Genomic DNA, 12,238 nt, shown 5'->3' on the forward strand with positions numbered 1-12,238 from the left:
TCGAAACTCTGGCGAGAGACCCCTAAACTTGACCCGTACCCTCATCCTTCGGCTCAGATGAGGTAGATGGCATAACCGACGTATCGAGGGTCTTCACGGACACGTCAGTGGCTTGTACATCAATTGTTCCCGAAGGGGTGCTCCGTTCAAACTGTCCATTACTGACCTGAAGCCGCTCACCACAACTTGGACAGTTCAGGGTTGAGTCCTTGAAGCCGACAAACTCAAACCCGCAGACGGGACAGCTATCTTGAACCAGCTTACGGCGAATCCACCATTGCAGGCCGAACACCGCCACAATGGCCAACACCGGCAACAGAGCCAAAGCAATAATAATTGATTGCACCAGCCAGCCCAAGCCCACGGCACTGAGGAGACTGATGACCAACAACACCGTTAGCCAAAAACTCAGGCCCGACAATCGAACCTGTTTTAAATTCGCCTTAACGTTAAAATCGTTTCGATTCACAACAGCCTCCTTGCTGGTGACATAGGGCAGCCCTAAGGGGGAAACCTCCTCAACCCTGAACCAACCGCTCGTCGTTCACTCTTGTTTTAACTCTATTGAAAGCCCATGAGCCTTTGCAACTGTTGGGCGATCGCCCCCTCGCCGAATTGGGCCAGCGTTTCCTGGCGCAGCCAAGGGCCATCCACACGGGAATCGTTGCCGTTGAGCATCTCAATACAGGCGTCAGCGACAGCGTCGGGGTCTCGATGGGCCACCTGCCACCCTAACTTACCATCTTGCAAGGGGTCAGCCGAGCCATCCCCTTGGCCGGATAATACGGGAATCCCGCTGGCCATGGCTTCTAAATACACGATACCAAACCCCTCTTGAGACGGCATCACATAGGCATCGGCGACTCGGTAATGGTCGGGAAGTTCTTCGGTGGGGACAAAGCCGGCAAACACCACCTGATCAGCGACCCCCAACTCCTGGGCTAATTGTTCGAGACGAGGGCGATCATCCCCACGGCCAATGATGAGATAGTTGACATCGGGATGATGATGGAGAATTTTCGGCAGGGCCCGCAGGGTCACATCAACCCCTTTATAAATATCCCCGGACCACAGACGAGCCACAGTCATGAGAACACGCGCATCTTCTAGGTGATAGCGGTCCAACAGATAGGCCGGTTTTGGACCCGGTGAGAAGATGTCCCCATTGACCACACAGGGGAGGAGTTTAAACTGCTGCGGACTGAGATGATTGGACTCACAGGCGCGATCGCGACTATGGCGGCTAATGGTCCAGAGTTCTTGGGCATCCTGTAGGGCCTGACGGGCGGAACCGGAGAGAGGTTGCCACACTTCTTTACCATAGGTCATGACCCGATAGGGAATGCCCAGGGGTTTACAGAGGAAGCGAATCAGGGGTGCGAGTTTCACATGACCACAAATCACTGAGGCGGGCCGTTGTCGTAACAGTCGCCCCAAGAGGACACCGATTAACGTCAAACGTCCCCACCAGGGGGAGTTGGACTTGAAGTAATGGAATTGTAAATAGGGATTATTGGGATTATCAAAGGGATTCTCACAGTCGACGCCATCCCGCAAGAGAAACACCTCTGCCCCTTGGGGGCTAGAACTGGCAGCAGCGGCCTGTTCATAGGCCCTCAAGACGTCTTTCACATAGGATTGAATTCCCCCTTCACAGGAGAAGATTTCCAGGAAGACAAAGAGATGAGCCGGTTCCCTCAGGGGCGATCGCACGGAAGAGGGGTTAGAGGTGAGTAGGGGAGTCGTCATAACGATAATCCAAAGTAGGAAGGAGAAGAAAGCAATGCACGCAGATGCCACCCATTTAGGGGTCTTGAGGTCACACCGATGCCTGCAAACGAGCCTCCACCATCAGCCGAGCCACTTCAGGCATATCATAGTCAGCCTGCCAATTCATCTGTTGTTTGGCTTTCGTGGGGTTGCCACGACTCACGGCAATATCCGTCGGTCGATAGAGACTTTCATCGGTGGTAACGTAGTCTTGCCAGTTGAGGCCCAGATGGGCGAAAACGGCTTCGACAAACCCTTGCAGACTATAGGTTTGTCCGGTCGCAATCACATAATCATCCGCAACATCCTGTTGCAGCATCAGGTACATGGCCTGAATATACTCCGGGGCCCAGCCCCAGTCTCGTTGAATACTGGTGTTGCCCAAGTAGAGGGGGTCGTGACTCCCTTGGGCGATACGACAGGCACTGGCTACGATTTTCTGGGTGACAAAGCGTTCGGGCCGTAGGGGGGACTCATGGTTATAGAGAATCCCGGAACAGGCGAAGAGTCCATAGGCCTCCCGGTAGTTGGCGACTTCCCAGAAGGCGGTGGCTTTGGCCACACCATAGGGACTGCGGGGCCGGAAAGGGGTCTGTTCGTCGGCGGGGGTTCCCTGGGTATCGCCAAACGATTCGCTTGACCCTGCATTGTAGAATTTAATGGGGGAGCCGATGAACCGGATCACTTCCAGGAGGTTTAGGGTTCCTGTGGCGATGCTATCGAGGGTTTCTACCGGCTGGTCAAAGGACAGTCCGACGGAACTTTGACCACTGAGATTATAGACCTCGTTGGGTTGGGTTCGGTCGAGGACTTGTAAGACGCTGCGGAAGTCGGTCAGACTCATGGAATAGAGTTTGACGCGATCGCGAATCCCCAAGGTGACCAGATTCTTAAATGAGGACATTTGAGCATCTCGGGAAGTTCCAAAGACTTCATAGCCTCGTTCAAGGAGGAATTTCGCCAGGTAAGCGCCATCTTGCCCGGAAATTCCACAAATTAGTGCTTTTTTCATAGTGACTTGGCCAGCGTCTTGTTATCTCATCGGTTTTCAACCAGTATAGGAAATGGTTTGACTGTCCGTTGATAAAGGCATCGTTGGCCCTACTTGGTTCTTCATGGGAGCGATGACTTCTCCGGGAAACTACGGTATAAATATTACGAAGCCAGATGCGTTACCCCTGATTTTTGCGTAATAACCCTTAGGACTCCTCGATCCTCTGCTCTAACAAAAGGCAGTTACGGCCATAGCGATCGCGCTGATAGGTGACGCGATCGCACAGCCGCCGCAGCAAAAACCAGCCATATCCCCCCTGACGCAGGGTTCCCGGTTCCGGTTCTGGGACATGATCTGGGTTGAAGGGATGACCCCAATCCCAGATGCGGATTTCTAGGCGATCGCGCTCTAGGGAGACTTCCACGTCAATGGGAGTCTCCAGGGAACGGTGACGATGAGCATGACGAACGGCGTTACTGAAGCCCTCCGCAATAGCCAACTTGAGACAATAGAGGCGATCGTCTGACCAATGGGCGAGTCTCGGCTGTTGTAAACAAAAGTCCTCAAACCACCGCTGAATCTGAATCATCAGGCTTAGATCACTTGCCACCGTCAACCGGCTTTGCCTCTTGCCCACAGCGCGATCGCTCTCCCGGAGAAAGGTCAAGGGCCCGGACTTACCTGGATTCGGCTTCAGTCAACCGCCGCCGGGCAAATCCTTGTCCAGTTTCGATTATAATGAAGTTTGGTTAAGTTCGAGCAAATTTTAAGGCCAATTTCTAGAACTTTAAGTCAGACATTAGACCAAAGCCAGATTTAAATTTTATGAGTATTATCACCCTACAATCGATTGCCAAAGACTTTGGTATCAAAGAAATCCTACGGGATGCCAGTCTCAGTGTCGATTCTCAGGACAAAATCGGCTTAATTGGCACTAATGGCTCCGGCAAATCTACCCTCCTCAAGATATTAGCTGGAATCGAACCCTATAACCAGGGAGAACGTCTAGTCAACCGCAACAAACGGGTGATTTACTTACCGCAACAGCCCGAAATTGACCCCGATCGCACGGTCTTAGAACAAGTCTTTGCTGATTGTGGCTCAAAAATGCAAATTGTGCGGGAGTATGAAGCTCTATCTCATCACCTGTCCCGAGCCTCAGGAGATGACCTCGATCGCCTCCTCAAACAACTGACTCGCATCACCGAACAAATGAATGCGGCCAATGCCTGGGATTTGGAAACTGAGGCTAAAATCATCCTCTCTAAACTAGGAATTGAGGACTTGGAGGTAAAAGTGGGAACCCTCTCAGGCGGCTACCGAAAACGCATTGCCCTGGCTGCCGCCCTACTGGCAGAACCGGACTTACTGCTGATGGACGAACCCACCAACCACCTCGATGCTGAATCCGTTGATTGGCTTCAAAGTTACCTACAACGCTATCCCGCCGCGTTGGTTTTGGTGACTCACGATCGCTATTTTCTCGACCAAGTCACTACCCGTATTTTAGAAGTGGATCGGGGCGATTTATACAGCTATTCCGGCAACTATTCCTACTATCTCGAAAAGAAAGCCCTCGCCGAAGAAGTCGCAGCCAGTCAAGAACGGAAACACGCCGGAGTTTTACGACGGGAACTAGCCTGGTTGCGACAAGGACCCAAAGCACGAAGCACCAAACAAAATGCTCGGATTCAACGCATTGAAGGGATGCAAGATGTTGAGTTCAAGCAACAGATTGGCAAAGTGGATATTTCCACCCCCAGCCGTCGCATTGGCAAGAAAGTGATTGAGTTAGAGGGAGTGAGTAAATCCTACGGCGATCGCCAACTCTTTAAGGATGTCACCTATAGTTTTGAGCGTCAAGATCGCATTGGCATCATTGGCGGCAATGGAACTGGTAAATCCACCCTCCTCAATATCATCACCGGGCGACTAGAACCCGACAACGGCACCGTTGAGATTGGCGAAACCATCCATTTTGGCTATTTCGATCAACATTCGGAAGACTTAGTCGAATCCGCCAACCAAAATCAGCGAGTGATTGACTATGTGCAGGAAGATGCCACCCTGGTTAAAACCGCCGATGGTAGCATTATCACCGCCTCACAAATGCTAGAACGGTTCCTGTTTCCATCGAGTCAGCAATATGTCCCCTTACACAAACTCTCCGGGGGTGAAAAGCGGCGGTTATTCTTGCTGCGAGTGTTAATGACGGCTCCCAATGTGTTGATTTTAGACGAACCCACCAATGATTTAGACGTACAAACCTTAGGGGTATTAGAAGAGTATTTAGAAGACTTTAATGGCTGTGCCATTGTCGTCTCCCACGATCGCTATTTTCTCGATCGCACGGTCAACAAAATCTTTGCCCTAGAACCCACTGGACGACTGCGCCAATATCCTGGCAATTATTCCATCTACCTCGATTATAAAACATTAGAAGCCGAACGAGCCGCAAAAGCCGCCGAAACTGCTGCCGCCAAAACAGCTAAGGCTTCTCCCTCGCCCTCTCCCGCACCCAACAAGTCTGTGAGTCAGAAAAATTCCTCCTCGGGGCTATCTTACAAAGAGAAGCGGGAACTCGAACAACTAGAAGGACAAATCCCAGATTTGGAAGAACAGAAAGCGAAATTAGAGGTTCAACTCTATCAAAATCCCCCAGATGACCATGTCGCCCTAGAGACTCTATCCCATGAACTCGCGGCATTGAGTTCTCAGATTGAGGAGTCGACGGTTCGCTGGATGGAGTTGGCGGAGAGGGAATAGGGAATAGGGAATACGGAACAGGGAACAGGGAACCAGAAGGGTACGCCTCTACATCTTTCCTATTGCCTTCTTTCCATCCAATTAATAGCCGCCGCGATCGCCTCATCGAGATCAGACTGGGGTAAACCGAGGTCGCGTACTGCTTTACTGGCATCGTAATACATGGGTTCGGCTGACATTCTCACCCCATCGAGGGGGACGGAGGGGGATTTACCCAATTTGCTTAAGAGGATTTCATCTACCCAGGCGACGGCGAGGGGAAGCCAGAGAGGGACGGTGTACCGGGGGGCATCGAGGCCGCTGTGATGGGCGAGTTTGTCTAAGAAGGCTTTGAAGCTGAGATTTTGATGGCCCAGGATGTAGCGTTCTCCCGTTTTGCCCTTCTCTAAAGCTAAAACATGACCTCGGGCCACATCTCGCACATCGATAAAGTTTAAGCCGGTGTTAACGTAGGCCGGCATTCTTCGTTGGAGAAAGCGTCGGATAATGTCCCCGGTGGGGGTGGGTTTGATGTCTCGCGGGCCGATGGGAGTGCTGGGGTTGACGATGACGATATCTTGTCCTCTCTCGATGGCTTGATAGGCCTCTTGTTCTGCCCAGTATTTAGACCGTTTATAGGCACTGATGAGACGATGGGGGGGACTTTGATAGGTTTCGTCCGCCGCCTGTCCTCCGGGTTTGACACCAATGGCCGCCACGGAACTGGTGTACACCACTCGTTCAACGCCAGCGGCTTGGGCAGATTGCAAGACGTGACGGGTTCCAAGGACATTCACCTGATGCAGACGATCGCGATCGCGTCGCCAGAGTGAATAGTGGGCCGCCACATGACACACGGCATCGCAACCTTGCATCAGTTGGGCTAACTCGGGGCTGTTAACATCTCCCGTCACCTGTTCAATATCCAGGCCCGTTAAGTTATCGAGACGACTCTGAGGACGCACAAGGGCGCGAACTCGATAGTTCGACTCTAGGAGCGATCGCACCACATGGGCCCCAATAAATCCCGTTCCTCCGGTGACAAAAACCTCTGTAACCACCCCACTCTCCTTATATGTGCTGATGATATGTGCTGACTGACTCAATCATGCCGCCATTCCAGGCTACGATTCCATCCTACGGTCACTGGGATAGATTCGAGCCAATGAATCTCAGTTACCCGTCTCAACGGTCAGGAACGTGGCAGAATAGAAGCGTAAATACCTAATCATCTGCAACACTGCAACAGTTGAACCTTGCTGACCTTACTGCAACACATTGCCCAAATGATTAAGAACTGGTGGTCGGAGTTCACCCTCCAGACCAAACTCATGGCGGCTGCAACGCTTGTCGTATCGTTGATTGTGAGCGGTTTAACATTTTGGGCAACCAACACAATTCAGCAGGATGCACGGCTCAATGACACCCGCTTTGGGCGAGATTTGGGACTGTTGTTGGCAGCGAATGTCACCCAACTGATTGCAGAGGACAATAAAACGGAACTGGCTCGCTTTAGTAGTCAGTTTTATAGCAGTACGTCCAGTGTTCGCTATATTCTCTATGCTGACGAGGAGGGTCGCATCTTCTTCGGCATCCCCTATTCTGAGGCGACCGTTCAGAACTCCCTCCAGATTCAACGGCGGATTCAACTTCCTGAGGAGATGGGGCGATCGCAACAGCCCTTTGTGCGCCAACATAATACCCCCAATGGCCAAGTCACCGATGTGTTTGTGCCCCTGGTTCAGGGCGATCGCCATTTGGGGGTGATGGCCGTCGGGATTAACCCCAATCCCACCGTTGTCACCTCATCTGGCTTAACGCGGGATGTCACCATTGCGGTGTTCGTCTCCATCTGGGTGATGGTGATTCTTGGGGCTGTTTTTAACGCTCTCACCATTACCCGTCCCATCAAAGAACTCCTCGTTGGGGTGAAGAACATCGCCTCAGGAGACTTTCGTCAACGAATCGATTTACCCTTTGGCGGCGAGTTAGGGGAACTGATCGAGAGTTTCAATGAGATGGCAGAACGTCTCGAACGCTACGAAGAACAAAATATCGAAGAACTCACCGCCGAAAAAGCCAAACTGGAAACTCTGGTGTCCACCATTGCCGACGGGGCCGTATTATTGGACAATCAGATGAACGTGGTCTTAGTCAACCCCACCGCTCGCCGCATCTTCGGCTGGGATGACCACACACTAATTGGAACCAATGTCCTGCACGCCTTCCCCGCCGCGATTCAGGTGGAACTAACGCGTCCCCTTTATCAAATGGCGAAGGGAGAACGGGATAGTGGTGAATTTCGCATTTCTATCAGCGAACCCACCCAGCGCATGATTCGCATTCTCGTCACCACCGTCTTAGATCGGGAACGAGAAAATGTCAAAGGGATTGCCATTACAGTTCAAGATATTACCCGAGAAGTGGAGTTGAACGAAGCCAAAAGTCAATTTATTAGTAATATCTCCCACGAACTACGAACGCCGTTATTCAATATCAAATCCTTTATTGAGACCCTCCATGAATATGGCGATGATTTGAGCGATCGCGAACGGCGAGAGTTCCTAGAAACAGCCAACCACGAAACCGATCGCCTCACTCGCTTGGTGAATGATGTCCTCGATCTATCTCGTCTTGAATCCTGCCGTATTTACCGCCTAGAACCCCTTGATATTGTTCAACCCATTGAGCAAACCTTACGCACCTATCAACTGAATGCCAAGGACAAAGAAATTGAGTTAAAACAAGAGGTTGAAGAGGATTTACCCTCTGTATTAGGTCATTACGATCTCCTGTTACAAGTCTTTGCTAACTTAGTAGGCAATGCCCTCAAATTCACCGAAGCTGGCGGTAAGGTAATTGTCCGCGCCTATCTCCTCTCCTCGCTGACTCCAGAAGAAAGCCATACAATGGAGGGGCAAACTCGCTATGTCCGAGTTGAAATTGCCGATACAGGAATTGGCATTGGTGAAGAAGACCGCGAGGCAATTTTTGACCGATTTTTCCGGGTTGAAAACCGAGTTCACACCTTAGAAGGAACTGGTTTAGGTCTGTCGATTGTCCGCAACATCATTGATAAGCATCATACCAATGTCAACTTAGTTAGTGAAGTGGGGGTGGGAACCACCTTCTGGTTTGATTTAGCGGTAGCTGAGGAGTCCTCAAAACCGGGCAGCATTCCCATTGATGCTACTCCTCAGCTTACGGTGGAGGGTTAGGAAGAAGGCAAGAGGTTTACCACGTAGGGGCGTACCCTTGTGGTCGCCCGAGGACAGGTCGGAAGAGGAGGGGGGGAGAGGCAAGAGGCAAGAGAGAACCACGTAGGGGCGAACCGCAAGTGGCGCGCCCAACGACACAGAGGACAAACCCGAGACGGGTTCCCCCCTATTGCCTATTGCCTAGGGCGTCCACAAGGGCGCGCCCCTACGTCTTTTCTGTTCCCTGTTCCCTGTTCATGCCTATTGCCTAGGGCGTCCACAAGGGCGCGCCCCTACGTCTTTTCTGTTCCCTGTTCCCTGTTCCCTCCTTCTCATCTCATCAAGGCCAGCAACAGACTGATACCCAGGAGCGCGAGAAAGCCTACCAGTACCGGATGGCGGCGATACCAGGGGGCGAGTTTGCGTCGGGGTGGAGTCGTTAAGACTGGCTCGTTGATATTCTGGTAGAGGGTACAGGTTTGGGCGTGGGGCCGTTTGGGAAAATTGCAACTGTCGTCGAGATGATAGGTGCAGGTGAGACAGAGGGGTTCCTCAGGATTGGCTCGATGCAGGGGAATCCCCGGATGACCAAAGGCTTTGAGTTGATAGCCACAATGAGGACAGGAGACGGCATCAGCGCGAACTCGTTGCTGGCATCGAGGACAAGAGGACATAAGGACGACTAACGTAGAGCTTCTATTTCCAGTTGTACAGCAAAAGGTAAGAGGGGAAGAAAGGCAGTAGGCAGTAGGCAGGAGAAGGCAGTAGGCAGTAGGCAGTAGGCAGTAGGGAAGTTTTCCCCTCCTGGGAGGGGTGCCCGGAGGGCGGGGTGGGTTTTCCCTGTTCCCTGTTCCCTATTTTTCCCAACGGTTTCCAAAACTTAAGCTAGAATGAGGGCTGTTGTGAGAAAAGTGAAGATATATGAACTCTACGCGTCGATTTCAATGGCTTACAGGGGCAATGGTTCTCCTAAGTGCTAGCACTTTGGCAATGAACCCCAGCCGCGCGGACATGACGGCGAACGAACCGGCCCAAACGTTAGAGACGGAAGTGGCTCAAATGGGTGTGGGGAGTCTCGTGGATTCTCTGGTTTCCGCTGGGGATATGAACACCCTGTTGCAACTGGCGGAGTTAGCCGGGATGGCGGATACCTTGGCCAATGAGGGACCCTTTACCTTGTTTGCCCCCACAGACCAAGCTTTTCAGGATTTACCCCAATCCGTTGTTAACGCTCTAACTGATCCGGCTAACCGTGATTTGTTGCAGGATGTCTTAGGGATGCACGTTGTGCCGGAAGTTCTCGAAGCCAATGATATTGGTAACCAATTGTTGAACACCCTCAACGGCCCGGTGAATGCTAGGGTTCAAGGGAATAGGATTAACGTCGGCCCGGCTCGGGTCACTGACCGGGATATTCCCGCCGATAATGGTGTCATCCACAAGATTGATACGGTGATTGTTCCCAATGATTTGCAATCTCGGTTAAACGAACGCTCCACGACCACCGAAACCGACACCACTACGACGACCCCTGCTCCCACTCCCTCTCCCACTCCTACGCCTCAATCGGCACCCCAAACCTTCCCGGTCACCTGGTAGGTTTCTAGGGCAATAGTCCATTATTGATGGACTGTTAATAATGGTTTAGCCCATTCTGAGAATGGGCTTTTTTCTTGTTTCATGGACTATGAAAATCGACGGTTTGACTGAGATAGGGTCATTGTTTCACTTGAAGAGATCGCAGGCGGTTTAAGGCAGCGGCGAGTTCAAAACGACGGAATTGGGCCAGATTGCCGACGGGGAAGGGGGAGAGGATATCTAAGCCTTGGGAGGCGATCGCCCCTTCAATGTCGTCTAATATCTGTCTGAGGGTCTTATCAGTTCGGGGGTATTCCTGTTTGAGATAGACCATGGCTTCAGCAATGGCCCGCAACTGTCCGGCATCCACCAGTTGTTCGACGGCGGAGAGGTCAATCTCATCGCTGCCAAAGACGATTTCATCCTGGTCTCGTACTTGCCATTTCACGGCCCGTTTGCCTCGACTGGGGTCGAGACTGTCGGGGAGGAGATAGCGAGGGTTGGGAGGGGTTAGGGGAGATTGGGGGTCGCTTTGGCGGCCGGTGTTGTACTTGGCGGCGATGTCTTTCACCTGCTGGGTGACGTTTTGGGGGCGATAATGGGTCATGGCGATCGCCGTGTCGGCGGCCTCGAAGTAATCGCCACTTCCTCCCATGACGAGAATGGTGGAAATCCCCTGTTCGTCAAAGAGGGGACGCACGCGATCGACAAAGGGGGTGATGGGTTCATGTTCTTTGGCGATCAATTCTTGCATCCGGCGATCGCAGATGGTGAAGTTCGTTGCTGAGGTATCTTCGTCAATGAGTAGGGCCCGGGCCCCGGCTTCAATGGCTTCGATGATATTGGCCGCCTGGGAGGTACTGCCACTGGCATTTTCGGTGGAGAACGCCGTGGTGGCTTGTCCTTGGGGCAAATTATTGATAAATGCTGAAATATCGACGCCACGCACGGAACGACCGTCTTCGGCGCGAATTTTCACGGCGGCGCGATCAGTGACGACATAGTCTCGACCATCCCCAGGAATCCGGTTATAGACTCCCAATTCAATGGCCCGTAACAGAGTAGATTTGCCGTGATAGCCCCCTCCGACAATGAGGGTAATTCCCCGAGGAATCCCCATTCCGGTGATGGGCCCCCCATTGGGCCGGTCAAATTCAACTCGTAGGGATTCGGGAGACTCAAAGGGAACGGCGTTTTCCTCCAGGGGACGGGCATCAATGCCACTGCGGCGGGGTAAAATTGAGCCGTCAGCCACAAAGGCGACGAGGTTATGCTGGGGAAGTTGCGATCGCAGCCAGTCGGCATCTTCGACGGTTTCAACTTGTTGCTGAATCGCCCCTGCATCGAGGTTTTGGTAAATGAGGGCGCGATCGACCAGTTCCGGGATATCATCACAAAGCATCTCAGCCGCCTGTCGCCCCAAAATGCGTCGTCCTTGGGCGGGAAGCCCTACGGTGAAGCGGACTTCGACCCCATCCTCATCGATAAAAGCGGAGGTGCGTTCTAAAACTTCCTGGCCCAGACGACAAACGGCGATCGCCCCACTTTTGCCGGTTCCCCGTTTCTGACTCACGTCACGACAGGCCCGAGAAAAGGCCCGGGTTAGATAATCCCGTAGGGCCACCTCCCGCGAGAGACTGGCGTAGAGTGTCTCAGGAAACCCCGCCACGCTCATGGGAACCCAGACACTCAACTGACTCGGTGCGGCGAAGGGATCTCCTTGAACATAGTCGATGGTCAGCTTAAAGTTTGGGAACTGATACTGTCCCCGCAAGTCTTTATAGGCTTTATAGCCCCGTCCATCAAGGTTAAGGAGGGTATCTTCGAGATGTTGAGCGTCGGTCATGGGTCTAACGGATGGTCTCCAGGGATTTTCTCATGGCGAGGGTCATCCGGTCGAGATGTCACAGGGTATCCTTGCTGTTTCAGTTTCCAGAGGGCGATCGCCTTCTCC

The 12,238-nt window shown here is 52.4% G+C and carries 10 protein-coding genes; 3 read left to right on the forward strand and 7 right to left on the reverse strand.

Features of this window, described 5'->3' with window-relative positions; genetic code table 11:
• Positions 1-22 precede the first annotated feature (22 nt).
• The 4 genes from L855_RS02575 to L855_RS02590 all read right to left on the reverse strand — a co-directional run bounded on the left by L855_RS02575 (position 23) and on the right by L855_RS02590 (position 3,431).
• Positions 23-469, reverse strand: a complete 447-nt coding sequence (locus tag L855_RS02575) for a hypothetical protein (RefSeq protein ID WP_159783795.1) — start codon at positions 467-469, stop codon at positions 23-25.
• Positions 470-561: 92 nt separating this feature from the next.
• A complete protein-coding gene (locus L855_RS02580; protein ID WP_159783797.1) occupies positions 562-1,749 on the reverse strand; it encodes a glycosyltransferase family 4 protein in 1,188 nt (395 codons plus the stop codon).
• A 70-nt stretch (positions 1,750-1,819) separates the two neighbouring features.
• The gene (locus L855_RS02585; RefSeq protein WP_159783799.1) at positions 1,820-2,782 is read right to left on the reverse strand and encodes a GDP-mannose 4,6-dehydratase; all 963 of its coding nucleotides are present in this window, start codon (positions 2,780-2,782) and stop codon (positions 1,820-1,822) included.
• Between the two features lie 187 nt (positions 2,783-2,969).
• Positions 2,970-3,431, reverse strand: coding sequence for an ATP-binding protein (locus tag L855_RS02590; protein ID WP_246198694.1), 462 nt, complete (start codon positions 3,429-3,431; stop codon positions 2,970-2,972).
• 158 nt (positions 3,432-3,589) lie between these two features.
• On the opposite strand from L855_RS02590, the gene L855_RS02595 reads away from it, so the two are divergent.
• Positions 3,590-5,530, forward strand: coding sequence for an ABC-F family ATP-binding cassette domain-containing protein (locus L855_RS02595; protein WP_159783801.1), 1,941 nt, complete (start codon positions 3,590-3,592; stop codon positions 5,528-5,530).
• A 59-nt stretch (positions 5,531-5,589) separates the two neighbouring features.
• Here the strand turns inward: L855_RS02595 and hpnA are convergent, their stop codons facing one another.
• Positions 5,590-6,570, reverse strand: coding sequence for a hopanoid-associated sugar epimerase (gene hpnA, locus L855_RS02600; protein WP_159783803.1), 981 nt, complete (start codon positions 6,568-6,570; stop codon positions 5,590-5,592).
• A 195-nt stretch (positions 6,571-6,765) separates the two neighbouring features.
• Between hpnA and nblS the strand changes: the two genes are divergently transcribed.
• Positions 6,766-8,727 carry a two-component system sensor histidine kinase NblS gene (nblS, locus tag L855_RS02605; protein ID WP_159783805.1) on the forward strand — a complete coding sequence of 654 codons (1,962 nt, stop codon included), beginning with the start codon at positions 6,766-6,768 and terminating at the stop codon, positions 8,725-8,727.
• 311 nt (positions 8,728-9,038) lie between these two features.
• Here nblS and L855_RS02610 read toward each other — a convergent pair whose 3' ends face one another.
• Positions 9,039-9,380, reverse strand: a complete 342-nt coding sequence (locus L855_RS02610) for a zinc ribbon domain-containing protein (RefSeq protein ID WP_159783807.1) — start codon at positions 9,378-9,380, stop codon at positions 9,039-9,041.
• Between the two features lie 247 nt (positions 9,381-9,627).
• Here L855_RS02610 and L855_RS02615 point away from each other — a divergent pair, with 247 nt between their 5' ends.
• Positions 9,628-10,305, forward strand: a complete 678-nt coding sequence (locus tag L855_RS02615) for a fasciclin domain-containing protein (protein ID WP_219729852.1) — start codon at positions 9,628-9,630, stop codon at positions 10,303-10,305.
• Positions 10,306-10,423: 118 nt separating this feature from the next.
• Here L855_RS02615 and L855_RS02620 read toward each other — a convergent pair whose 3' ends face one another.
• Positions 10,424-12,130 carry an ABC-ATPase domain-containing protein gene (locus L855_RS02620; protein ID WP_159783811.1) on the reverse strand — a complete coding sequence of 569 codons (1,707 nt, stop codon included), beginning with the start codon at positions 12,128-12,130 and terminating at the stop codon, positions 10,424-10,426.
• Between the last annotated feature and the right edge of the window lie 108 nt (positions 12,131-12,238).

Origin of the sequence: Sodalinema gerasimenkoae IPPAS B-353, from assembly GCF_009846485.1 — a bacterium.
Lineage (GTDB): Bacteria > Cyanobacteriota > Cyanobacteriia > Cyanobacteriales > Geitlerinemataceae > Sodalinema > Sodalinema gerasimenkoae.

Excerpts from the sequence above, each read along its gene's own strand:
- L855_RS02615 (WP_219729852.1), top strand. The coding sequence starts at position 9,628 with ATGAACTCTACGCGTCGATTTCAATGGCTTACAGGGGCAATGGTTCTC.
- L855_RS02610 (WP_159783807.1), bottom strand. The coding sequence starts at position 9,380 with ATGTCCTCTTGTCCTCGATGCCAGCAACGAGTTCGCGCTGATGCCGTC.
- L855_RS02580 (WP_159783797.1), bottom strand. The coding sequence starts at position 1,749 with ATGACGACTCCCCTACTCACCTCTAACCCCTCTTCCGTGCGATCGCCC.
- L855_RS02595 (WP_159783801.1), top strand. The coding sequence starts at position 3,590 with ATGAGTATTATCACCCTACAATCGATTGCCAAAGACTTTGGTATCAAA.
- L855_RS02620 (WP_159783811.1), bottom strand. The coding sequence starts at position 12,130 with ATGACCGACGCTCAACATCTCGAAGATACCCTCCTTAACCTTGATGGA.
- L855_RS02585 (WP_159783799.1), bottom strand. The coding sequence starts at position 2,782 with ATGAAAAAAGCACTAATTTGTGGAATTTCCGGGCAAGATGGCGCTTAC.